Source organism: Erythrobacter sp., assembly GCF_030066995.1.
GTDB lineage: Bacteria > Pseudomonadota > Alphaproteobacteria > Sphingomonadales > Sphingomonadaceae > Erythrobacter.
In genome coordinates, this window is record NZ_JASJAP010000001.1 from 1,197,432 (window position 1) to 1,220,957 (window position 23,526).

Annotated in this window: 16 protein-coding genes and 1 pseudogene; 7 read left to right on the plus strand and 10 right to left on the minus strand. The window is 61.6% G+C overall.

The annotated features are described in order from the left end of the window. Positions 1–75: 75 nt before the first annotated feature. A pseudogene (locus QNI87_RS05730) lies at positions 76–1,744 on the plus strand (GNAT family N-acetyltransferase). 63 nt (positions 1,745–1,807) lie between these two features. Then, positions 1,808–3,559, plus strand: a complete 1,752-nt coding sequence (locus QNI87_RS05735; RefSeq protein ID WP_300595142.1) for a cation:proton antiporter — start codon at positions 1,808–1,810, stop codon at positions 3,557–3,559. A gap of 5 nt (positions 3,560–3,564) precedes the next feature. Here the strand turns inward: QNI87_RS05735 and QNI87_RS05740 are convergent, their stop codons facing one another. The 9 genes from QNI87_RS05740 to smpB all read right to left on the minus strand — a co-directional run bounded on the left by QNI87_RS05740 (position 3,565) and on the right by smpB (position 16,141). Continuing rightward, positions 3,565–4,089: a hypothetical protein gene (locus tag QNI87_RS05740; RefSeq protein ID WP_300595144.1), complete on the minus strand. Its 525-nt coding sequence runs from the start codon at positions 4,087–4,089 to the stop codon at positions 3,565–3,567. A gap of 64 nt (positions 4,090–4,153) precedes the next feature. Beyond that, positions 4,154–4,705, minus strand: coding sequence for a hypothetical protein (locus QNI87_RS05745; protein WP_300595145.1), 552 nt, complete (start codon positions 4,703–4,705; stop codon positions 4,154–4,156). Between the two features lie 87 nt (positions 4,706–4,792). After that, on the minus strand, positions 4,793–7,468 hold the full coding sequence (alaS, locus tag QNI87_RS05750; RefSeq protein ID WP_300595328.1) for an alanine--tRNA ligase: 2,676 nt from the start codon (positions 7,466–7,468) through the stop codon (positions 4,793–4,795). 288 nt (positions 7,469–7,756) lie between these two features. Next, positions 7,757–8,821: a recombinase RecA gene (recA, locus tag QNI87_RS05755; protein WP_300595146.1), complete on the minus strand. Its 1,065-nt coding sequence runs from the start codon at positions 8,819–8,821 to the stop codon at positions 7,757–7,759. 134 nt (positions 8,822–8,955) lie between these two features. Beyond that, a complete protein-coding gene (locus QNI87_RS05760; RefSeq protein ID WP_300595147.1) occupies positions 8,956–10,569 on the minus strand; it encodes a hypothetical protein in 1,614 nt (537 codons plus the stop codon). A 17-nt stretch (positions 10,570–10,586) separates the two neighbouring features. After that, the gene (locus QNI87_RS05765) at positions 10,587–12,101 is read right to left on the minus strand and encodes a DUF4139 domain-containing protein (protein WP_300595149.1); all 1,515 of its coding nucleotides are present in this window, start codon (positions 12,099–12,101) and stop codon (positions 10,587–10,589) included. Positions 12,102–12,194: 93 nt separating this feature from the next. Further along, complete coding sequence (locus QNI87_RS05770; protein WP_300595151.1) at positions 12,195–14,699, minus strand: response regulator; 2,505 nt, start codon at positions 14,697–14,699, stop codon at positions 12,195–12,197. A gap of 90 nt (positions 14,700–14,789) precedes the next feature. Beyond that, positions 14,790–15,338: a DUF2062 domain-containing protein gene (locus tag QNI87_RS05775; RefSeq protein WP_300595153.1), complete on the minus strand. Its 549-nt coding sequence runs from the start codon at positions 15,336–15,338 to the stop codon at positions 14,790–14,792. A gap of 320 nt (positions 15,339–15,658) precedes the next feature. Next, positions 15,659–16,141 carry an SsrA-binding protein SmpB gene (smpB, locus tag QNI87_RS05780; protein ID WP_300595329.1) on the minus strand — a complete coding sequence of 161 codons (483 nt, stop codon included), beginning with the start codon at positions 16,139–16,141 and terminating at the stop codon, positions 15,659–15,661. A gap of 146 nt (positions 16,142–16,287) precedes the next feature. Here smpB and QNI87_RS05785 point away from each other — a divergent pair, with 146 nt between their 5' ends. After that, positions 16,288–18,267, plus strand: a complete 1,980-nt coding sequence (locus QNI87_RS05785) for a S9 family peptidase (protein ID WP_300595155.1) — start codon at positions 16,288–16,290, stop codon at positions 18,265–18,267. Between the two features lie 10 nt (positions 18,268–18,277). Here QNI87_RS05785 and dapA read toward each other — a convergent pair whose 3' ends face one another. Continuing rightward, positions 18,278–19,159 carry a 4-hydroxy-tetrahydrodipicolinate synthase gene (gene dapA, locus QNI87_RS05790; RefSeq protein ID WP_300595157.1) on the minus strand — a complete coding sequence of 294 codons (882 nt, stop codon included), beginning with the start codon at positions 19,157–19,159 and terminating at the stop codon, positions 18,278–18,280. A 108-nt stretch (positions 19,160–19,267) separates the two neighbouring features. Between dapA and QNI87_RS05795 the strand changes: the two genes are divergently transcribed. From QNI87_RS05795 to rlmN, 4 genes are read left to right on the plus strand one after another with little or no spacing between them, the layout of a single operon-like run. Further along, a complete protein-coding gene (locus QNI87_RS05795) occupies positions 19,268–21,223 on the plus strand; it encodes a lytic transglycosylase domain-containing protein (protein WP_300595159.1) in 1,956 nt (651 codons plus the stop codon). A 17-nt stretch (positions 21,224–21,240) separates the two neighbouring features. Beyond that, on the plus strand, positions 21,241–21,723 hold the full coding sequence (greB, locus tag QNI87_RS05800) for a transcription elongation factor GreB (RefSeq protein ID WP_300595161.1): 483 nt from the start codon (positions 21,241–21,243) through the stop codon (positions 21,721–21,723). Continuing rightward, positions 21,716–22,195, plus strand: a complete 480-nt coding sequence (locus QNI87_RS05805) for an invasion associated locus B family protein (RefSeq protein WP_300595163.1) — start codon at positions 21,716–21,718, stop codon at positions 22,193–22,195. Before greB ends, QNI87_RS05805 begins: the two co-directional genes overlap by 8 nt. A gap of 53 nt (positions 22,196–22,248) precedes the next feature. Then, entirely contained in the window at positions 22,249–23,502 is a 1,254-nt protein-coding gene (gene rlmN / locus QNI87_RS05810) for a 23S rRNA (adenine(2503)-C(2))-methyltransferase RlmN (RefSeq protein ID WP_300595165.1), read from the plus strand. Positions 23,503–23,526 lie beyond the last annotated feature (24 nt).

The window sequence follows — 23,526 nt, forward strand, 5'->3', positions numbered from 1 at the left end:
GGTTCGGACACAAAGAAAGGGCGGCGCGTTGCTTAGTGGACGCGCCGCCCCTTTTTGTTTCTCGGAACTATCAATATGACCAAAACCGCGCATTCCCCTTGCACCACGAAGGCTCGTCTCGAAGTCCGCCAGGCCAAGCTCAAGGACATACGGGCCATCGGCGATCTGGTGCGCCGCGCCTATGATGACCTGCCCACTTAAACTCAGGGCGAAATCAGGGGGCAGATCAACAACTACCCCGAGGGCTGCTTTGTCGCGAAGCTCGATGGCAGGATTGTCGGCTATTGCGCCTCGATGCGGCTCGACCAGAAGGTCGCGTTTGCGAACCACACCTGGGATGAGGTGACAGGCAACGGGTTCGGGTCGCGCCACGATCCCACCGGCGACTGGCTGTACGGTTATGAAATGTGCGTTGACCCAAAGGTCCGCGGCACCCGGCTTGGGCGGCGCCTTTACGAAGAACGGCGTGCGCTGGCGGAGCGTCGATCTTACAGGGATCGTCTTTGGCGGCCGTATGCCCGGCTACGCGCGCGCAAAGCGTCGCAAGACCAACCGCGCCGAGACGCTGTACGAATATCTGGACCTTGTGCTGGAAAACCGGATTCACGATCAGGTCCTGCGCTTTCAACTCGCCAACGGGTTTGAGCCTCAGGGCGTCCTGGCGAAATACCTGCCCGAGGACAAAGCCTCGCGCGGGAACGCGGTGCGCATGGTCTGGCGCAACCCATATGTCGGCAGCGACGCGCCGCCCAGGCATCGCCTGCCGCGCGATGTCGAAAGCGTCCGGATAGCCTCGTGCCAGTTGCAGGCGCGCGCCGTTAGCGACTTCGACGAATTCATGAAACAAGTGGAATATTTCGTTGATGTCGCTTCCGATTACGAAAGCGACTTCATCGTCCTTCCCGAGCTGTTCACGTTGATGCTGCTTTCGGCCGAGGAGCAGGAGCTCAGCTCGCTCGAAGCGATCGAGCGCCTGTCCGAATACACGCCGCGAATCCGCACACGTCTTTCAGAGCTCGCGCTTTCCTTCAATATCAACATCATCGGCGGGTCTCACCCGACGCGCATGCCCGATGGGGATATTCATAATGTAGCGTATGTGTGCCTGCGCGACGGCTCGATCCACGCCCGGGAAAAGATCCATCCCACCCCCAACGAGGCCTATTGGTGGAACATAAAGGGCGGCGACAGCATTGACGCCATCCCCACCGATTGCGGACCGGTGGGGGTGCTGATCTACTATGACAGCGAGTTTCCCGAACTCGCGCGGCGCCTCGTCGACGAAGGCGCGCGGATCATCTTTGTCCCCTTCTGCACCGATTCGCGTCAGGGCTACATGCGCGTGCGCTATTGCGCGCAGGCCTGCGCAATCGAAAACCAGTGCTACGTCGTGATGTGCGGCAATGTCGGCAATCTGCCGAATGTAGCCAACATGGACATCCAGTACGCGCAAAGCTGTATCCTGACCCCCTGCGACTTTCCGTTCGCACGCGACGGGATCGCGGCCGAAGCGAGCGAAGATGTCGAAACGCTGACGGTCAGCGATGTTAATCTGGCCGATCTGAGCTGGGCACGGGCGGAGGGCACGGTCCAGAACCTCGCGGATCGCCGGTTTGATCTCTACAGAATCGAATGGGACAAACGCGTCGGCAACATTACTCAACCGTTGGGAGACGATGAACGCTCGGATGCGGCCCCGGCTGCGATGCCTTCAAGAGAGGCCACGGGACACGCGAAAGGGTGACGCGCATCGCGCCTTTGCTGCGCCTGCGTGACAGCCTCGTATTGGACCGCTAGTTCAATCAGTATGGCCGGCGAGCTCACAGTCACGACGGAAATCAAGGACGCTCTTGTCATTCTTGGCGCGGCGGGCATCGTTATCCCGGTCTTCGCGCGCTTTCGCGTAACCCCGATTATCGGGTTCATCGTTATCGGTGTGCTGGTCGGCCCTTATGGCCTGGGTACCTGGGCCAGCGAGATCGCGATAATTGATGCCATAACCATATCCGATCCAGCCCGATTAGCGCCGTTTGCCGATTTCGGGATTATCCTTTTGCTGTTCGCGATCGGCCTTGAGCTAAGCTTCAACCGACTGTGGCAGATGCGAAAGCTTGTGTTCGGGCTCGGCTCGCTCGAAATCCTGATCATCGGCAGCTGCGGTGCGGCGTTTCTCTACTTTGTAAACGGTATGGACCGCACCGGCGCTCTTGCGCTCGGTTTTGCGCTCGCTTTCTCATCCACCGCGATTGTGCTGCCGATCTCGGGGACGCGCAGCCAGGTGGGCAAAGCGGCGCTTTCGATGCTTTTGTTCGAAGACATCATGATCGTACCGATCATCTTCATTCTCGGCGCGCTCGCTCCCAACGCGCAGGCCGACGGGGTGAGCGGTATGGTTACGACGCTTTGGCAAGGCGGCCTCGTCGTGGGGTTGCTGCTTGTCCTCGGTCGCTTTGCCCTGCCCCGGCTCTTCAGCCAGGCGGCGCGCACCAAGAGCCCCGAGGTCTTCCTTGCTGCCACGTTGCTTGTGGTGATCGGATCGAGTCTGGCGACCGGCGCCACGGGTCTTTCGCCGATCGTGGGCGCGCTTATTGCGGGCCTCCTGATTGCGGAGACCGAATACCACGGAGAGATCGAGAGCATCATCGAACCCTTCAAGGGCCTCGCGCTCGGCATCTTCCTCATCACGATCGGGATGAGTATTGATCTGCGCACGATCTGGAGCATGCTGGGCGAGTTGACCGTCGCGGTTGTCGGCATCCTGGTCTTCAAGGCGGTCATCACCGGCATTCTGCTTCGACTGATGGGAGCGCGCCGCAGTACGGCAACGGAGACCGGCGTGCTCATGGCGAGCCCGTCGGAGACGACCCTCATCGTTCTCGCCGCGGCCACATCGGCGTTGGTTGTAGACCGCGAGACGGCCCAGTTTTGGCAGATAGTCACCGCGATCGGCCTCACCGTCACCCCGCTTCTTGCCAAGCTGGGCCGGGTCATCGCGCGCCGGGTGGAGGCGGCCCCGGAACTTGACGAAGACGATCGGCACGAAGCGCGCACGATCATCGTCGGGGGCGGTCGCGTCGGGCTTTTGGTCGCCGATATGATGGACAAGCACGGCCAGTCTCATGTCATCCTCGATTCCGACCCCGACACGATCCTGGCGGCCAACCGCAAAGGGTACCGCGCGCTCTTCGGCGACGCTTCTCGCGGCGACGCGTTGTCGCGACTGGGTGTCGAGAATTCGCCCGCTGTCGTGCTGACGATGGACCAACCCGTTCTCGCCCAGCGGCTAACCGCAAAACTGCGCGCGGAGTACCCCGAGCTCCTCATCGTCGTGCGTGCGCGCGACACGGACCACGCCGCCGCGCTCTACCGCGCGGGCGCCAGCCACGCCGTGCCGGAAAACCTCGAAAGCTCGCTCCAGCTCTCCGAAGCGGTGCTCGTTGACATAGGTGTCGCAATGGGTCCGGTCATTGCCTCGATCCACGAGAAACGCGATGAATATCGCGAACGGATCGAAACGGAGGGCGGCCTCGAGACAAAACCGAAACTGCGGCCGTCCTAAGCCCGTCAGTCTGGCCAGGCCAATCGGGTAAGCCTGACCACGAGTCCTCCATCGCCTGTGAATACCTTGGGTTCACCGACCTCGATCTCGACAGGCTGGTTTATCCACGAGGTGTCGGTCCGATCGACACCGCAATCCGGCGCGCGGCGCGCCCAGAAGGTCTTGAGACGGAACCGGTAACCCTCCTCCAGATCGACCGGAGCAAGGCTCAGAACCACGCCGCTGTTGCGCGTCGCAATCCGCCGCTTGGAGAAGTCGCATTGCGAGTCGATATCGCGCAGATCCGTCTCGATGCGCGCACCGTTATACTCAGCGAGATGCAAATCTCCCGCCCACAACAGACGGCCAGCGCCCGAAATCTCGGCGCGGAACAGGAAATTCTGCTGCGACGTGTTGCGCCTCGGCGTGTCAGTCAGCACGTGGTAATTCGGGATTGGTCGCGGCTTGTCGCTGTCGCGCGGAGCGTGGACCTGCGCCTGCGAGGGAGCGCCAAGCGCGGCGGCGCAGCCGGCAGCGATGGCTGCTCTCAAAAACGCATCAGCCGCCCGCCTTGCCGCCCGACCCGATGTGACGCCGGCGCCGTGAGCCCTTGTTTCAGCGGCGCGTGAGCTCCACACGCAAGCCTCCATCGCCTTCCAGCGTCTTGGTCTCGTTGGCGGGCAGTTCAACCTGCAAGTCAAAACCCGTCGCGCGCGATCCCATTTCCGCGCACGTGTTCGATGGCCGGGTCCATGTCACATCGACCTTGTATCGATCGGACCGCTGTTGCTGGCGCACCGGGTTGATCCGGAATTCGACGCCGTTTCGGCGCATGGCGTAGTTGCGCGGGTCGATCGGGCAACGCGGATCGATGTCATCCACGTTGATGCGCACACTCGCGCCTCGGTAGTTCGCGATCGATAGCTCTCCAGACCAGAGCTCGGCGCTCCCTCCGAAGACACGGACAAAGACGCTCTCTACGCGAGACTCGTCGCTCCGGGCCTGAGGTCGCGCGCGGGATGGCGCAGGCTCAGGGATCGTCTGAACGGTCTCGATCGGCGGCGGTGGGGGAGCCGGACGCTTATCCTGCGCGGCCAAAGGCGCGGCCAGAGCGAATGCGAGGCTGGAATGAAAAACAACACGCAAGAGGTTTGACCGTTTGAACATCGCATAAACTCCCCAAGACCGATGCTTACTGCACTTTAAAAACTATAGTTGGATTGCTTCCAAAGCGTTGACGCAGTTGCCCGACCCTCAAGCAACCGGTTCAGCGAGTGCCGCCTTTACCGCTTCGAGCGCCGCGTCGGCCATGGCGCCATCCGGACCACCGCCTTGCGCCATGTCGGGCCTTCCGCCCCCGCCCTTTCCCCCCAAGGCGGCGACCCCGGCGCGCACGAGATCAACCGCGCTGAACCGATCGGTGAGATCGTCTGTGACCGCCGCTGCAATCGCTGCCTTGCTATCGTTCACCGCAACAATCGTCGCGACGCCAGAGCCGAGCCGGGCCTTGGCTTCATCGAGCAGCGGGCGCAATTCCTTGGGGCTCAGCCCTTCCAGCACCTGACCGCTGAACGTAACGCCGCCAATATCCTCGTCCGCCGGACCCGATACGCCCGAAGCGCCGCCCGCACCACCGCCACCCAGGGCCAGCGCTTTCTTCGCTTCGGCGAGCTCCTTCTCGAGCCGTTTGCGCTCGTCAAGCAAGGCCGAGACGCGCTCGGGCAGCTCCTCGGGCGTTGAGCGGATCGCGCCTGCTGCGGCTTTGAGCGCCTCTTCGCGCTCTACGAGCCAGATGCGCGCCGCTTCGCCGGTGAGGGCTTCGATACGACGAACCCCCGAAGACACGGCGCTCTCGCTGACAATGCGGAAGACGCCGATATCGCCGGTCGCTTTGACGTGGGTGCCGCCGCACAATTCGACCGAGTAATTGCGGCCACCCTCGCCTGCGCGTCCCATGGAAAGCACACGCACTTCGTCGCCATACTTCTCGCCAAACAGCGCCAGAGCGCCGGCTTCGACCGCGTCATCCGGGCTCATCAGGCGGGTCGAGACGGTCTCGTTCGCGCGGATTTCGGCGTTCACCTCGGCTTCGATCGCCGCGATGTCTTCGCCTGTGAGTGCGCTGGGGTGCGAGAAGTCGAACCGCAGGCGGTCTTCGGCGACGAGCGAGCCCTTTTGCGTCACATGCCCGCCCAGGCGGTTGCGCAAAGCGGCGTGGACAAGGTGCGTCGCCGAATGGTTGGCGCGGATAGCGGTGCGGCGCTCCTCGTCAACCACAAGCTGAACCGTGTCGCCGACGCGCAGTGCGCCCGATTCAACCTCGGCGCGGTGCGCGTGAAGGCGGCCTAACGGCTTGGCCGTGTCGGTCACCTTGGCCAAGAACCCTTCAAGCGTGGCGATGACGCCGGTGTCGCCGGTCTGCCCGCCGCTGGTGCCATAAAAGGGCGTCTGGTTGGTAAGGATGGTGACGCTTTCACCCGCTTTGGCGCTGGCCACCTCGGCTCCGTCCTTGACGATGGCGACCACCGTGCCCTCACCCGACGTGGCGCTGTAGCCGGTAAACTCGCTCGCGCCTTCGCGGTCGGCGATGTCGAACCAGACTTCTTCGGAGGCCGCCTCTCCCGAGCCCTTCCACGCGGCGCGCGCGGCTTCCTTTTGACGGGTCATCGCCGCATCAAAGCCCGGCTTGTCGACGCCAATGCCACGGCTGCGCAGCGCGTCCTCGGTGAGGTCATACGGGAAGCCGTAAGTGTCGTAGAGCTTGAACGCGGTCTCGCCGTCGAGCTCACCGCCCTCGCCCATTTCGCCCGTGGCTTCGTCCAGCAGCTTGAGGCCCTTGTCGAGCGTCTTGCGGAACTGCGTCTCCTCGCGCAGCAGCACCTCTTCGATTAGCGCTTGCCCGCGCACCAGCTCCGGAAAGGCCTGGCCCATCTCGGTCACGAGGCTGGGCACAAGACGATGCATCAGCGGCTCCTTAGCGCCCAGCAGGTGCGCGTGGCGCATGGCGCGGCGCATGATCCGGCGCAAGACGTAGCCTCGGCCCTCATTGGAAGGCAGCACGCCATCGGCCATCAGGAAGCTGGTTGAGCGCAAGTGATCTGCGATTACACGGTGGCTGGCGAGCGAGTCGCCTTCAGCGGCGACACTGGTGAAATGCTCCGACGCGCCGATCAGCGCCTTGAAGGTGTCGATATCGTAATTGTTGTGAACGCCCTGCATCACGGCCGCGACACGCTCCAGACCGCTGCCCGTATCGATCGACGGCTTGGGCAGATCGAGCCGCGTACCGTCGGCCTGCTGGTCGAACTGCATGAAGACGAGGTTCCAGATCTCGACAAAGCGATCACCGTGTTCTTCCGGGCTTCCCGGAGGGCCGCCCCAGATGTGATCCCCGTGATCGTAAAAGATCTCCGAACACGGACCGCACGGGCCCGTCTCGCCCATCGACCAGAAATTGTCATTCGAATCGATCCGGATGATGCGGTCTTCGGGAAGCCCCGCAATCTTGCGCCACAGACCAAACGCTTCGTCATCGGTATGATAGACCGTGGTTATCAACCGATCCGGGTTCAGGCCCCACTCCTTGGTGAGCAAGGTCCAGGCGTGTCCGATCGCCTGCTCCTTGAAATAGTCGCCAAACGAGAAATTGCCGAGCATCTCGAAGAACGTGTGATGCCGGGCAGTGTATCCGACATTGTCGAGATCGTTGTGCTTGCCCCCGGCGCGCACGCATTTCTGCGACGAGGTCGCGCGCGGAGCCGGCGGCGTCTCGAGCCCGGTGAACACGTTCTTGAACGGAACCATTCCGGCGTTCACGAACATGAGCGTGGGATCGTTGTACGGCACCAATGGCGCGCTTGGCACTTCAGCGTGGTCGGCGGCCTTGAAGAAATCAAGGAACGAACGCCGGATATCGTTGGTCGAAGTCATGATGACCATGCAGGTAAGCAATCGCGCCCTAACCGACAAGCCGAAGCGTGCCGCTCATGCGCGGCGGCGCGGCGCTGTTTCGCACGCACAACAGTCTCGCGCACCGGACACTTTGCGCGTCCGAGCATTCCTTGCATCGTCAGGGTCCCGCCAAAGGCGTCATGGACAAACGAAAAACCGACGCCAAGCAAGCTTCTCGGGGAAGAAAGCTCACCTGACGCCGGTGTTCCGATTGTCCGGACGCTTCGAGCAGGTCCACTTTCGGCCCAGCGAACGTCCGCTTGAGGATCAGTTGTCGGCTTCCGCGTCCGGACCCGTCATCATTTCCTCGGCAACCTCGTCGGTCTTACCGCGAATAGCGGCTTCCAACTTGGCGCAAGTCTCTGGATTTTCTTTCAGATAGACCTTGGCGTTTTCACGCCCCTGGCCGATCCGCACGCTGTCATACGAATACCAGCTGCCCGATTTCTCGACGATGCCCGCCTTGACCCCGAGATCGAGAATTTCGCCGATCTTCGAAATGCCCTCGCCGTACATGATGTCGAACTCGACCTGCTTGAACGGCGGCGCGACCTTGTTCTTGACCACCTTTACGCGGGTCGAGTTGCCGATCACCTCGTCGCGGTCCTTGATCTGACCGGTCCGACGGATGTCGAGACGTACGCTGGCGTAGAACTTGAGCGCGTTGCCGCCCGTCGTCGTCTCGGGGTTGCCGTACATCACGCCGATCTTCATCCGCAATTGGTTGATGAAGATCACCATACACTTGGAGCGGTTGATCGACCCGGTCAGTTTGCGCAGGCTTTGAGACATGAGCCGCGCCTGAAGGCCGACATGGCTATCGCCCATCTCGCCTTCGATTTCAGCGCGCGGGACAAGCGCCGCGACCGAGTCGACCACCAGCACATCAATCGCGTTTGAGCGCACGAGAGTGTCAGTGATCTCCAGCGCCTGTTCACCCGTATCAGGCTGCGAGACGATCAGTTCATCGATATCGACACCCAGCTTCTTGGCATAGACGGGATCAAGCGCGTGCTCGGCGTCGACGAAGGCTGCCGTGCCGCCTGCTTTTTGCGCTTCGGCAATGCAGTGCAAGGCAAGCGTCGTCTTGCCCGAGCTTTCAGGCCCGTAAACCTCAATGACGCGGCCCTTGGGCAGACCGCCAATCCCAAGCGCAATGTCGAGCCCGAGCGAGCCGGTGGAAATCGCTTCGACCTCCATCGCCTCCTTCGAGCCCAGCTTCATCGCCGACCCCTTGCCAAACGCGCGATCGATTTGTGCGAGCGCGGCATCAAGCGCTTTTTGACGGTCCACTTCCTTACCCTTCTCTACCAACTTCAGTTGCGCAGACATCGCATGACCTCCTTGTGTTGCCTAGAGCGGATGAAGGGGTTTTAACCGTCCTTTTTCCGTTCCGATGGGCTACGATGTATCGGGTTTGTTCCTTTAGAACAAGGGGGGAACGAAATTTATTTTCCAACAGGCTTTCAAGGAAGGACGGCGCTGCGCAATTTCCAGTCGTAGGTGCGCGTCGCATTGGCCGGGATGGTCACCTCGACGCTGTCATCGCCATTCTTCAGTCGCACTTTGCCCCGGCCAAAGCGGATATCGAAGTCGCCGCCCCACCCCAGATTGAGGCGCATTTTTATCGGATGCGGATTGGCGTTGGTGATTTCCGCGCGCATCTTGCGCCATTTGCGCCCCTCTTCGTCGAAATCCTCTTCTCCAATTCGCGCGCACTTCGCAAAGACTTGCCCGCTTTCCTCAAGGTCCAGTTCCACATCCTGTCCGCGAGCAAAATCCCGCAGACTGGTAAACGCGGCAAGCTGTGGGCCACGCGGGTCGGGTTCGAACAAGGTCATCGCGCCTTGCGGCAGCGCGATGCCCAAACCCTTCTTCCGCTCATTCTTCGTCACAAGCCGCATGCCTGCCGGGCTCGGCTCATCGAAATTCCCGATCCACTGATAGGCCGAGCATTCAGACACATACAGAAAGCTACCCCTAACCTTATCCTTGTTCAGGAAGGCGACCTGCTTGAGCCCGTTGGCCGACACGTCGACGCGTTTGGGAACACGGAACAGCTTGAGATCGCCGAGATCTTCTTCCGTGGCGGTCACAACCGAGGCGGAAGACTCCATCATGAGGTTGGGTTCAGCTCGGCGCGAACCAGTCACGACTATCCTGTCGGAATCACCCATGGGCTCCATTGGTGCAGGTGACGCAAGAAGCGACACGGGTGAGCCGGTTGAGGTGCTGCCCAACGGAAAGCAGCTCAGACGCAGCGGGCTCGCGACGGGGGGTTCAGAAAGACTTTCGAAATCGGTTTCGATATTGAGTTCGCCCGCCACGATCTGCAATTTGGCGTTGCGAAAGCTCTGGGCGTTGTCGTTGACCAGCGAGAGCCAGCTCAGCCATTCCATCGTGAATTCGCGTCCGCGGGCTTTTTCGCCCATCGTCGCAACATAATCGGCCTGCCAGTCAAAACCCCAGGAGAGATAGGTGAGCGTCACCTCATAGGTCCCAGCACTCTCTGAGCGCGTGTCGACCGAGAAGACCGGCTTGGCGAACAGGCCATCGGGCACCCGGTCGAATGTGAGCTTTTCGGCAAGCCCCGAACAGCGCACGGCTTCGAACCCTCGCGAGGTTTGCAGGACAAGTCCCCCATCGGCCCGCGTGCGCACGATCGCTTCCTCGCTCACGGGCTGGCCGGTCGCACGATTAGTGCGCGTGATCGTCACCCTGTTGCCAAGAGCGCCGTTGACGAGAGCGGCGGGCGACAAGAGCTCAGCGTTGCGATTCTTTTCGATCGTGCCGCCCGGCAATCCCGTCACGATCGCGCTGACGCCGATCATGCCTTCGGCAACGCCGATGAAGCGAACGGTGGACGCTCCTTTGGGCAAGGTGACCTTGCGCGTTTCACTGATCAGAGCAAAGCCTTGGGGGTAGTCCCGATCCATCTCGTCATATTGCGATCGTTCCGGATCCCGGTAGATCGTGACGGACAGGTCCAAAGGCGCGGAGGCGTCGACCACTTCGCGGGCCTGCGCGGTGCATGGGCCGAAGAGCGCGAGCGCTCCGAAGAAGAGGGCGGCGAGCCGCATAACCGTTCCCCGCGCGTCTAGTAGCGGGTCTCGTACACGACGCGTACCTCGCGACGGGTGTTGGCGGGTACGGAAATCGTGTATTTGCGCCGCGCGTAATCAAGCTGCTCGCCAGGCACGTCTTCGCTCACGACACGGTAGTCATACGCCCACCAGTATCGGCCAAGGCCGGTTTGCGTAAGTTCCACGTCGATAGGCTCGTCCTTCGCGTTGGTGAGCGTGTAGCGCATCGTCGTGCGGTAGAATGTCTTGTTGCGAAGACGCTCGGTCACGCCGCGCCTGACGAGTTTATCGTTCTCATCATAGACGCGAAAGCGAGCGGTTTTTTCCCATTCGCTCTCGGTAATTCTCTCCCGTTTCTCGAGTTCTGACTGGACCGTTATGTCGAACGCATCGCCGGTGACCAGCGTAAGTTCGCTGCCCATCGGCGTGTGGCTGATGCGATTCTCGCCGATAAACTGCGGAGTGCCCTGGCTGTCACGCTGGTAGAACCGCACTGCGCCCGCTGGCAGAGCATCGCCCAGCCCCTGATCTCTCGAGGAAGAGAAACTGATCGCGCTGGATACATTTTGCGGATTCTCATCGTTCTGACGCCAGCCCACCGAGATCGAATAGACCTTGCGAGCGGGCACGCCTTGCACATCGAGGAAGCTCACCTGCTTCGTCTGCGCTTTGGCCACCGTGGTGCGACCGCTGATCGGGTAGAGGTAGAAATCGCCCAAACGCTCACGATCCGCACTTTCCGTGCCCGCGCGAGTCAAGCCGCGATTGCCGAAACTGCGCGCGCGCGAACCGCTTGGATTACCCGCGACCAGCAGGGTATCCGCGTTATGGAACGTCGTTCCCGAGTTGTTGGTGAGGGTCACCCAGCCCTGCATGTCGATCGAATCGTCGCGCTCGTTGTAGAGCGCCACGTAATCCGCGCTCCAGCCAAGCCCACTCGAGAGATAGCGCAAGGATACCGGACGCGTTCCGGCTCTTTCGCTGTCGAGGCGCACGGACAGGGTGGGCCGCGCGCGCAGGTTGGGTGGCACGCGGTCGAATATCACACGAACCGGCAGACCATCATCGCGCAGCACCTCGATCCGATCGCCAATCTGGATGACCACCCCGCCTGCCGTCGAGAGCACCTTGGCTCGCTCACGCGTCTCGACCCCCGTTGCAGGATTGGTGCGCAGCAGCGTGACGGTTTGGCCGATGGCCTTTTCCATCATCTTTGTGGGCGTAAGGAGATCGTAGTCGAAGTTCTGTTCTACGATTGTCGTAGCGGGCGCGAAAAAGCTGAGCGTTTCCGGACGAATGCGCGCGGAAACGTCGGGAAACTCGATCCGGCTTTCCCCGTTGGCGATGTCGAGCTCGCGTATATCCTGAATGAGCGCGAGGTCGCGATTATAGATCGTAAGCGAGACATCGCCCTGCTGCGTTTCATCGGGATCAGGGACCGATTGCGCGAAGGCGGCGGCGCTGCAAACTCCCGACAACGAAATCGCAGCCAGACGCAGCGCATCTCTCTTCGTGAAAACAATCATCATCACCCCCTCCCGAAACAACCGCCGCTTCAGCATGTTGGACAAGGGTGTATGTAAAATGAACAGGCGCCGGCGATGACAATCGCCAGGCAGAAATCACCCCGTGAAGGTGGCCTCACCTTGCGTGGCGGCGCGCATGACGCTCGACACTTTGTCACCGATCGCCGAGACGCTGAACGGCTTGGCTATAAAGTGCATGTCGGGAATATCGATCTCTTTTCGCAGTTGCTCCTCGGCGTAGCCCGACATGAACAGGATGGGCATCTCCGGATGCCTTTCGCGAATGGCGCGCACCATGGCCGGACCATCCATGCCGGGCATCACGACATCGCTGACGACAAGGTCAAAATCACCACCTTCCTTAAGCGCGGAGAGCCCCTCTTCGCCGCCTTCGCAGGCGGTGACCTTGTAGCCCGCGCGCGTGAGCGCGCGCTCTGCGACCGCGCGCACCATATCCTCATCTTCAACCAGAAGGATGTTCCCGCCGCCCGACCAGTCCGAGGAAACCGGAGCTGGTGCTTCCTTGCGTCGTGGAGCTTCGCCGCGGTGGACGGGAAAATAGACCGTGAAGCGCGCGCCCGTCGGATCACCCGCGCTGTTGGTCACGTTGTCGGCAAAGATGAAGCCGCCCGATTGCTTGACGATCCCGTACGCGGTCGAGAGGCCGAGACCCGTGCCCTTACCCTGCTCCTTTGTGGTGAAGAAGGGTTCGAACAGTTTAGGCAGAACGTGAGGCGGAATGCCGCCGCCTGTATCCTGCACAATCAGCACGGTGTAATCGTCGGCAGGCAGAACCTCCGAGCCCAATTGGCGCACTTGCTTCGCTTCGACGCTGCGCGTCAGAAGCGAGATGCGCCCCGCCGCTGAACCGTTTTGCGCGGCCTTTGCGTTGATGGCATCGCGCGCGTTGACCGCGAGGTTCATGATGACCTGTTCAAGCTGCTGCGGGTCCGCGCGCACCGGGCCAAGATTGCGATCGTGTTGAACGTAAAAGCTGATCTTCTCACCAAGAAGGCGTGTGATGAGCGGATTAACCTCGCTCACCACGTCCGGCAATTGCAGCACTTCGGGCCGCAAGGTCTGCTGACGCGAGAAGGCAAGCAATTGCCGCGTCAGAGCCGCTGCGCGATTCGAATTGGCCTGGATCTGCTGGATATCGTCATAGTCACTGTCGCCCGGCGTGTGGCGCAAGAGCATGAGATCGCACGTGCCGATGATAGCGGTGAGGACGTTGTTGAAATCGTGCGCAACGCCTCCAGCGAGCTGTCCAACGGCCTGCATCTTGGTCGCCTGAGCGACCTGACGCTTCAATTGGTTTTCCTCGCTCGAATCGGCCAGACTTATAAGCACCGCCGCCTCACCCAGACCGCGCACACCGGCGAGGCCCATGGACACCGGCTCGTTCGGCTGGTTTGTCAGACGCACAGCCATATCCCCACTCGTAGCCGGGCCTCGACCATGACGACGCACCGCATCGGAGAGCGGGGTCTTGTCCTCGGTCACGACGAGATCGGTCGGAAAGGTGGGCAGACCGCGCCCTTCCCGGTCAACCGCGCGCAGGAACGCGCCGTTCCCGAACAGGAAGCGCCCGTCTCGGTCCGTCATCGCCAGCCCAAGCGGCAATTGCGCCAGCAACGCTCCCAATTGGGAGACACCCGCCTGACTTGAGCTGTCCCAGCCGCTGCCAATACCAAGCCCGCTGTCGATCAGAAGCATAAGCGAGGTGGTCTCCTCGGCCCGGGCGCTTTCGCCCGGCTGCGAGGGTTCGAGCGGAATGTCGATCAGCGTCTGCGCCGTGCCCTGGCGTCCTTCGCGCGTGAAGAACAAGCGGTCGCGATCATCCGATCGAAGCAGCGAGACGAAATCATGGCCGGCAAGCGTGGCGTCGGGATCGCCAACGGCGCGCGCGGCAAAGCCAGCGCTGGCGGAGCGGATGGTACCATCGGGATTTGTGATTACGCTCTCAATGCCTCCGCGGCTGAGCATCTTTCCAAACGATCCGGCAAGTTCGAGCGCGTCTAATGAGGCCGAAGCGTCGACCGCCTCCGGGGTGAATCGCCAGATCAGATGGTCGCCGGCACGCCCCGCTCGTGTCACGCGGACGCTGCACGCCCGCCCGCCGTCCGGCAGGCCCGGCAGGGTTTCGAGCTCGGCCGACCCGTCGCGCCACGCCTCGCGAGCGATCTTCGTCATCGCCTCAAGTCCAGCGCGATCAAGCGCCAATTGCGGCGGTGCGTTCGCGATTCCGAACCTGTCGGAAAAGGCCGGGTTCGCGCACACGAGACGATTGGCGCGATCCGTGATCGCGACCGCAACCGCATCAATTGCTCCCTCATCTTCCAGCGCGGCGACGGTCACGGACCAATCGGGCGCGATTGTCTCCACTTCAAGCGGAGCAGCGCGCAGGCCTTCGACGAAATAGACACCCGCTAAAAGTGCAAGAACGCCCAAACCAAACACCAGTGTGAGGGTAAGGTTCGCCGTTACCGCGAACACGGCGGCCACGCTCAGCGCCAGGCCCAGCAGCAGTCCGACCAGCGCCGGTAGCGCGGGCTGCTGGAGCGGCCCGGTTGAAGTATCTTGGGCGGAAACGAATGTCACAAGCGAAGATCCTATGCCCAGGCGCTCTTTCGATCGAGCGCCTTTCGGTGAAGAGCAAACGAGGCTCGCGCCCTCGTCTAGCTTGCCGGATTAATTCGTCTCGAGACGCTGGTCGAGACGCGCTTCCATGGATTTCAAACGTTTTGCCCGCTTGCGCGCCACACGATAGCGCCAAATCGGCGTGGCCACGAGATAGCCAACAGCTGCGGAAACGACCGCGAGCACGAAGAAACCAAAAACGGTGACACCGGCGACCTGAAACCAGTCGGTCAATACCTGCCAATAGTCGCTCTTGATCTGTTCGTTGGCAACACCCGTGGTCGCCGCGTCGATCTGAAGCATGAAGTTGCCCAACCGATTGGCCACGACGGCCCAAAAAGCGACGGTGAAGGGATTGGTCACAAACGTCACCAACGCAGCGAGCGGCACATTTGCGCGCGCCGGAAGCGCCAGAAACGCCGCCAGAAAGATCTGACCAATGGGAATGATGAAGGCGGAGAAGAGCCCCAAAGCGATTCCGCGCGGAACCGACCGCCGCGTAAAGCGCCACAATTCGGGCGAGAGGAAGCGGTGCGCTATTGGCCGCAGATACTTGTTGCGCGCCATCTGATCGCGCGAAGGCATGTAGCGAGCGATCATATCGCGCCCCAAAGTCTTGGAGCGCCAATCGATTGGCGGTTTGCTCCCGCTCTTATTGGCCGGATGCGAACTCATCGCGCATCACCGACCGCGCAGCGCGGCAGGTGGCTGGAGAGACGGTAGTCCGCACTTGAAGATCGGCTGTTGATCACGATGGTGCTGATATGGGTAGCAAGGGCTCGCTGACAATCGCGTGAACTGCGGATTGGAAAACTAATTGCTCAACCGGGAGGCATGGCGTCGCTTATTGACCACGGCGAACGACATTGGGGACCGCGGGTCTTTCTCGGATCGACAAAGCGCTTCGCACCGTCCCCCTGTCATCCTTTTTCACGCATGAGCCGAGCCTTGTCGCGCTTCCAGTCGCGCTCCTTGATACTCTGGCGCTTGTCATGCGCCTGCTTCCCCTTGGCGAGCGCGAGTTCAACCTTGGCGCGGCCGGTCGCGTTGAAGTAGATCGATAACGGCACCAGCGTCATGCCCTTTCGTTCCACTGCGCCAAAAAGCTTGTTGATCTCGCGGCCATGTAGAAGGAGTTTGCGCGGACGGCGGGGCTCATGGTTGAGGCGATTACCGTGGCTGTATTCAGGAATGTTCGAATTGATCAGCCACACCTCGCCATCGCGCACTTCGGCATAGCTTTCGGCAATCGATGCCTCGCCAGCGCGCAGCGCCTTCACCTCGGTGCCCTGCAAGGCAAGACCCGCTTCAAACGTCTCCTCAATCGAATAGTCGAATCGCGCGCGGCGGTTCTCCGCCACGGTTTTCTGCTTGTCGAAGGTCTTGGGTTTGAGCCGGGCCATAGTGGCGCGGGACATAGGCGGTGTGAGCGGGTTTCGCAAATGCGGGTCACGACATCAAAAACAGCAAAATCAAAGTTGAAATTACACAAAAATTCAGCATTGTGCCACTAGTCATTACTCTCACATGACTTGAACGGGGTCGAATTATGCTTTCACGGGTTGCGCCTGTTGCGTGCGGGATCATGCTTTATGTCAGCGGCGCGCTTGGATTGGTTTATGCGCCGCCGGCCATAGCCGCGCCCGCCGTGCCGCTTGAAGAATACGGCAAACTGCCCGACGTCGAAGACAGCGCAATTTCGCCCTCGGGCGATCGGATCGCGATGATCACGACGCGCGATGGCAAACGCATGCTGCTTGCTATCGAAAATCAGACCAAACCTATTGCCGCGATCGAAGTGGGAGACATGAAGGTTCGCTCCATCCGCTGGATCGGCGATGAACGCTTGATGCTCGTGACCAGCCAGACCGAAGATCTGAGCCGCCGATTCACCACCGACAAGGCCGAGTTCTCGGTCGCGCGAATTGTGCCGATCTCGCCCGACGTCGAAGGCGGCGTCGTCTTCGGCAACTCCGATCGCTATCCCGATACCGTTCAGGGGATCTATGGCGTGCGCAAGATCGGAAAGCGTCATTACGGCTTTTTCGGAGGCATAGAATTTGTTCGCAAGGGCACAGGAAGCCGGATGGGGAGTTACACGCTGGACCATACCCGCCCGCACCTTTTCAAGGTCGATCTTGAAAGCCTGAAAATCGAAAAGATCGCGAACGCCGCGCCTATCGACACCGGATCGGACTGGCTGATCGACGCGCAAGGCGAAATCGCTTACTCGCTTCAGGTCGACTACAATACAGGCCGGTGGCAAGTCCGTAACGCGAAGGGAAAGAAGATCCTCAGCGGCGAGCAGGCGCGCGCGTCCGTGAGCCTAATGGGGCTTGGCTATGATGGCACCACTGCGATTGTTTACGAACGCACCGATACCGGCGCCAACTGGATGGAGATCGGTCAGGACGGAGGCGAACCGACCCCGTTCCTGGACGACATCGACTTCGAAGACCTGTTCTTCGATCCGGCGACCGGCCACCTGATGGGCTACACCGTTGGCGAGGACGATGCCGAACGCCACGTGTTCGCCGACAAGTCGCTGCAGGACAAGGCCGAGCGGGTGCGCAAGGCGTTCACCTCGATAGAGTCCTCGATGATCGACTGGACCAGCGATCTGAGCGACGTGATCGTGCGCACCAGCGGGAACCAGGATTCCGGAACGCATTACGCGGTCGATCTTGGCACCAATCGCGCCAACGCGATCGCCTATGAGCGCTTCGCCATCGGGCCGGAAGCGGTCGGACCGATCTCCACCTTCGAATACACAGCCAGCGATGGCTTGGAGTTGGACGGTATTCTAACCCTGCCGCCGGGTGTAGAAGCAAAGAATCTGCCGGTCGTTCTGTTACCCCATGGTGGACCAGCGAACGCCGATTACCCGATTTTCGACTGGTGGGCGCAGGCTTTTGCCTCGCGCGGATATGCGGTCTTTCAACCCAATTTTCGCGGGAGTACGAACCGGGACACTGCTTTTGTGCGCGCAGGCTATGGCGAATACGGTCGCAAGATGCAGACGGACAAGTCCGATGGCTTAAAGGCCCTCGCCGAAACGGGTATCATCGATCCGGATCGGGCGTGTATCGTAGGCGCAAGCTATGGCGGGTATGCCGCGCTTGTGGGCGTCACCATTCAGCAGGACCTGTACAAGTGTGCGGTGGCGGTTGCCCCGCTAAGTGACCTTCGCGATCGCTACGAGTATCGATATCGCGCCTCCGGTAAGGATCGCACACGCAAAGTTGGACTGCTTGAACAGATGGGCGATCCCAAGCTGTGGGACGATTACTCGCCGCTCAAGCACGCCGACAAGGCCGACGCCCCGATTATGCTGATCCATGGCGTGGACGACACGGTTGTGCCCTACAGCCACTCCACCAAGATGGCTGACAAACTCAAGGACTTTGACAAGACTTACGAGCTCATCACCCTTGAGGGCGAAGACCACTGGCTCTCGCTATCGACCACGCGCCAGCAGATGCTGGAAAACGCGGTGCGCTGGGTGGAGACCTACAACCCGCCCGATTGATCCCGCCCGCTCAGGTAAGCCCGGCGAATTCCAGCGCAGCATCCACCGCCCGGCGCGATTCCTCGCTCGCCTCGACGATCGGGAGGCGCACGCTCGGCTCGATATAGTCGAGCACGCGGCTGAGCGCGTATTTGGCGGGCGCGGGCGAAGCGTCGGAGAACATCGCGTAGTGGAGCGGAAACAGGCGATCGTTGAGCTCGCGCGCTTTCTTGAGCTCGTTGGCGGCAATCGCGGCCTGAAATTCGGTGCACAGCGCCGGTGCGACGTTGGCGGTCACCGAAATCGCGCCGCGTCCACCCGCCGCCGAATGCGGCAGCCACAGTTCATCGTTTCCCGATAGCTGGCAGAACTCACGCCCGATGCCCATCCGGTGATCCGCCACGCGGCTCAAGTCTCCGCTTGCATCCTTGATGGCCACGATCCGCTCCGGATATTTCTTGACCAGCGCGACAACCGTCTCATCCTCGATGTCGGTCACCGTGCGGCTCGGGACATTGTAGAGCACTATGGGCAGGTCACAGTGGTCCGCCAGAAAGCTGAAATGCGCCATCAGCCCCGCCTGGCTCGGACGGTTGTAGTAAGGCGCGACACAAAGCCCCGCCGCCGCTCCCGCCTTCTTGGCAAAGTTCATATGCAGAGCGGCGTTGCGCGTGTCGTTCGAACCGCAGCCCGCGATCACCGGCACTCGGCCCGCCGCCTGCTCTATGCACACCTCGATCACGCGGTGGTGTTCGGCGTTCGACAGCGTGGAGGCCTCGCCAGTCGTACCACACGGAACAAGAGCCGAGCTGCCGTTTTCGATCTGCCAGTCCACCAGTTTGCGGAACGCGGCCTCGTCAAACGATCCGTCGCGAAAAGGAGTCACCAGAGCGGGAATCGATCCGCTGAACATTGCGTTATCCTCGTATCTTTCACTTATCTTTGTTGAGCCCGGCGATGATCTTCGCCAGCACGGCGTCTAGGTGTGCGTTCAGCGCCTGATAAGGAGCCTTCCGGCACAATGTCCAGCATGCACAAGAATTTGCGTATCAAAGCTCTCGCCTGCGCGGCGTTCGGAGTTTTCTCTCTCACCACACCTTCCATGGCCCAAACCACCGGCCAGGGATCGGGCGGCAATCTCCTGGCGCAGCAGCCGAGCCAGATCGACGCTGCCATTTCAAAATGGGAATTGCTGCAGAAGAACTCGGAGCTAGGCTTTGCCGATTATGCCGGCTTTGCAGTCGCCTATCCCAATTATCCGCGCATGGAGATCATCCGCAGCCGGGCCGAAAAGGCGTTGACTGTCGAAGCCCCCTCCCGCTCCGATCTGCTGCTTTTTTTCGACGCCTTGCCGCCGCTCACGAATCCGGGCCGCGCGCGCTACGCCATTGCGTTGGCTGGCGCGGGACGGGTCGCGGCGTTCGACGTTGCGCGAGAAGCGTGGCGCGGTGGCCAAATGGCCGAAGCGAGCGAACTGACGCTTGAGAGCCTCTACGCCCGGCGTTTTACAGCGGAGGATCACGCTGCGCGCATGAACGCGCTGTTGTGGCAGGGAGAGGCTCAGGCCGCCACCCGCCACATGGGCAAGCTCGCGCCCAAGGACAGGCCGCTCGCTCTTGCGCGCCTCGCGCTGCTCAACGGATCGACACCTACCGAAGCGGGATTGCCGGTCCCACAAGGAGCCCTTCGAGATGCCGGATATGTCTACAATCTTGCAAGCCACCTGAGAGATCGACGCGATTACGGCGAGGCAGCGGCCATCCTGGCGAGCCGTCCGGTGGCGACAGCGCCCGCTTATGACGGCGAAAGAATGGTCGGCCTGATGCTCGCCGTGGCGAAGAAGGCCTCGGTAACCAACGCCATGCGCATAGCCTCTCGCATCGACGACCTGTTCGAGCCGGGCGAGGACATTAGCCAAGGCTCATTTCTTCTGCGCGATCGCTACACCGATCTGATGTGGCTGGGCGGAACCAAGGCGCTCTGGCAGTTGGGGCGCGGAGATCAGGCGGCCCCCTTGTTCGAGCGTTACGGCAAGGCTGCGCGCACGCCGCTGACCAAAGCGAAAGGCTTCTACTGGGCCGGACGCGCAGCCCAGCGCGCCGGCAACAGCGTTGAAGCAAAACGCCTTTTCGAAGCCGCTGCGCAGTGGCCGGATTACTATTACGCGCAGCTGTCGCTTGCCGCGCTCAATCGACCGATGCCCGATTTCGCCGCGCTTCCGCGCCCGGAAGTGTCCGCCGAGGACCGCCGCGCCTTCGAGGCGCAGCCCGTCGCCGAGGCCCTTATCGCGATGAGTTCTAACCGACGCCGATGGCAGACGGAACGGCGTTTTTTCCAGGCGCTCGGCGAAAGCGCGACATCCGAGGCCGAAATGTTGATGGCACACGACCTCGCCGCGCGGCTCGGCATGCCGGAATTGTCGGTAGTCCTGGGCATGAAAGCGGGCGAGCTGGGCCACAGCGGGATCGAACGGATTGGCTACCCCACGATCTCCACACCGATCGTGCGTGACTGGGCGATGGTCCACGGCATCAGCCGTCAGGAAAGCGAATTTGATCGCACCCGTGTCAGTCACGCGGGCGCGCGCGGCATCATGCAGCTCATGCCTGGCACCGCACGCGAGCAGTCCGGCAAGCTCGGGATCCGCTACATGCGCGCGGATCTGATCGCAAAGCCGCAATACAATATCGAGCTGGGCGATGCCTATTTCCAGCGCATGCTCGCCTATTATGACGGCGCGTATCCGCTTGCCGTGGGCGCGTATAACGCGGGGCCGGGGCGCGTTAACCAGTGGCTGCGGCTGAATGGCGATCCACGTCGCGGCGATATTGACTGGGTCACTTGGGTGGAGCGCATTCCGCCCAATTTCGAAACCCGCTATTACATCATGCGCGTGCTCGGCAACGCAGTCACCTACTCGCATATGTACCCGGACAAGGCTGGTCTTCCTCGCCCGATCGATGCCTTCCTGCCATAGCGGTAGATCGCGTATCCATGGCAACCAAGCCCGGACCACCGATCACGCCCGCTGGCATGGCCGCGCTCAAAGCGCGCTACGATCACCTGCTTGGCAAAGAGCGCCCGGAGATTGTCGAGATCGTCAGCTGGGCGGCGGGCAATGGCGACCGCAGCGAGAACGGCGATTATCTTTATGGCCGCAAGCGGATGCGCGAGATCGACCGCGAACTGGGCTACCTTGCTCGCCGAATGAAGGCGTGCCGCGTGGTCGACCCGGCCAACCAACCCGACAAGACCCGCGCCTATTTCGGCGCCACTGTCGAACTCGCCGATGAAGACGACGTGCGCCAGAGCGTGACGCTGGTTGGCGACGACGAGCAGGACGCAAGCGATGGGCGCATCGGCTGGAACTCGCCCATGGCCCGCGCGCTCAAGGGGGCCGAAGTGGGCGACCTTCGCACCGTGCGCCTGCCGAGCGGCGCGAAGGAATGGGAGGTGATGGCAATCCGCTATGAATAGATGGCTTGGCCTTGTTGCCCTCCTTGCCGCTGTGCCGCTCTCAGCCAAGGACAGCCTCGGCGTCTATTCAAGTTGGGCCGCGTTTCGCGACGCGGAGACCCCACGCTGCTACGCCATTGCGCAAAGCGAACAGCGCAAGGACAGCGATCCGCAAGGTTACGCCAGCGTCGGCACTTGGCCCTCGCGCGAAGTGCGCGGCCAGTTCTATATGCGTCTTTCGAGGGGCGTGAGCGGGAGCGCCCGTGTTCGCCTGGCGATTGGCCGCCAACGCTTTACTCTGAGCGCGAGCGGGACTGATGCCTGGGCGGCGGACAAGGCGATGGACGCGGCTATCGTTGCCGCCATGCGCTCGGCACCGAGCATGAGCGTCTACGCGCGCAGCCGCAACGGGCGCCGTTTCGCCGATCGCTATTCGCTCGAAGGCGTAGCCACCGCGATGGACGCAGCCCTACTGGGCTGCGCGCAGCTTTAGCGGCCAGCGATCTGGTCAAATGGCGCGCGCGGCCCTATATGCGCCGCCGACCCATGGCAGACACAGAGCTCATGACCATCCCCGGACAGGTGGATCCGGTGCCCGTCGCGCGTGACATCACGCCGCGCGCCGATGGGCGTGTCGATCTGATCGGTCTGCCTCGCCCACGCATTCGCGAATTGTTCGCCGACGCGGGGCTCGAGCCGCGCCAAGCGAAACTGCGCGCCAAACAGGTCTTCCACTGGCTCTACCATCGCGGCGTCACCGACTTTGCGCAGATGACCGATATCTCCAAAGCCATGCGACCCTGGCTCAGCGAGCGGTTCGTGATCGGGCGGCCGAATGTACTCGAAGCCCAACACAGCGCTGATGGCACGCGCAAATGGCTGCTTCAGACCGATGACGGCCATGATTTCGAGATGGTTTTCATCCCCGATGAGACACGCGGCACCCTGTGTGTCTCAAGCCAGGTCGGCTGCACCTTGAACTGCACTTTCTGCGCGACCGGCACGATGCGCCTGGTGCGCAACCTGACGCCTGGCGAGATCGTGGGTCAGGTCATGCTTGCGCGCGACGCGCTGGGCGAATGGCCCAAAGGCACGATGCGCGATCTTGGCGAAGAAGAAGCAGGGCACTACACCGCCGACGGTCGCCTGCTTACCAATATCGTGATGATGGGTATGGGCGAGCCGCTCTATAACTTCGATCACGTGCGAGACGCGCTGCATCTCGTGATGGATGGCGATGGCCTTGGTCTCTCGAAGCGGCGCATCACACTCTCAACCAGCGGTGTGATCCCGGCCATGGAGCGTTGCGGTGAGGAAATCGGCGTGAACCTCGCCGTCTCGCTGCACGCGGTGAGCAAGGAAGTGCGCGACGAAATCGTGCCGCTCAACAAGAAGTACGGGATCGAAGAGCTTCTTCAGGCCTGCGCCGATTATCCCGGCGCCTCCAACGCACGGCGCATCACTTTTGAATACGTGATGCTCAAGGACAAGAACGATTCAGACGAAGACGCGCGTGAGCTTGTCCGTCTTCTGAAGGAATATGACCTGCCCGCCAAGGTCAACCTCATTCCATTCAATCCATGGCCTGGTGCACCTTACGAGTGCTCAACGCCGGAACGGGTCAAAGCGTTCAGCGACATCGTTTTCGAGGGCGGAATCAGCGCGCCCGTTCGCACCCCGCGCGGGCGCGACATTGACGCAGCGTGCGGCCAGCTGAAGACCGCGGCGCAGAAGAAAAGCCGAGCGCAAAGGGATCGCGAAGCCGAACGCAAGGCATCTTTGCAGGCGGAGAAGACGTAGATCAAAGGGTGGCAGGAGAATGAG

Bases quoted from the DNA above. Each gene is read 5' to 3' on its own strand.
- QNI87_RS05745 (WP_300595145.1), bottom strand. From the start codon at position 4,705: ATGTTCAAACGGTCAAACCTCTTGCGTGTTGTTTTTCATTCCAGCCTC.
- rlmN (WP_300595165.1), top strand. From the start codon at position 22,249: ATGGCAGACACAGAGCTCATGACCATCCCCGGACAGGTGGATCCGGTG.
- QNI87_RS05775 (WP_300595153.1), bottom strand. From the start codon at position 15,338: ATGATCGCTCGCTACATGCCTTCGCGCGATCAGATGGCGCGCAACAAG.
- QNI87_RS05785 (WP_300595155.1), top strand. From the start codon at position 16,288: ATGCTTTCACGGGTTGCGCCTGTTGCGTGCGGGATCATGCTTTATGTC.
- QNI87_RS05795 (WP_300595159.1), top strand. From the start codon at position 19,268: ATGTCCAGCATGCACAAGAATTTGCGTATCAAAGCTCTCGCCTGCGCG.
- QNI87_RS05765 (WP_300595149.1), bottom strand. From the start codon at position 12,101: ATGATGATTGTTTTCACGAAGAGAGATGCGCTGCGTCTGGCTGCGATT.
- dapA (WP_300595157.1), bottom strand. From the start codon at position 19,159: ATGTTCAGCGGATCGATTCCCGCTCTGGTGACTCCTTTTCGCGACGGA.
- alaS (WP_300595328.1), bottom strand. From the start codon at position 7,468: ATGACTTCGACCAACGATATCCGGCGTTCGTTCCTTGATTTCTTCAAG.
- QNI87_RS05760 (WP_300595147.1), bottom strand. From the start codon at position 10,569: ATGCGGCTCGCCGCCCTCTTCTTCGGAGCGCTCGCGCTCTTCGGCCCA.
- recA (WP_300595146.1), bottom strand. From the start codon at position 8,821: ATGTCTGCGCAACTGAAGTTGGTAGAGAAGGGTAAGGAAGTGGACCGT.
- QNI87_RS05735 (WP_300595142.1), top strand. From the start codon at position 1,808: ATGGCCGGCGAGCTCACAGTCACGACGGAAATCAAGGACGCTCTTGTC.
- smpB (WP_300595329.1), bottom strand. From the start codon at position 16,141: ATGGCCCGGCTCAAACCCAAGACCTTCGACAAGCAGAAAACCGTGGCG.
- greB (WP_300595161.1), top strand. From the start codon at position 21,241: ATGGCAACCAAGCCCGGACCACCGATCACGCCCGCTGGCATGGCCGCG.
- QNI87_RS05805 (WP_300595163.1), top strand. From the start codon at position 21,716: ATGAATAGATGGCTTGGCCTTGTTGCCCTCCTTGCCGCTGTGCCGCTC.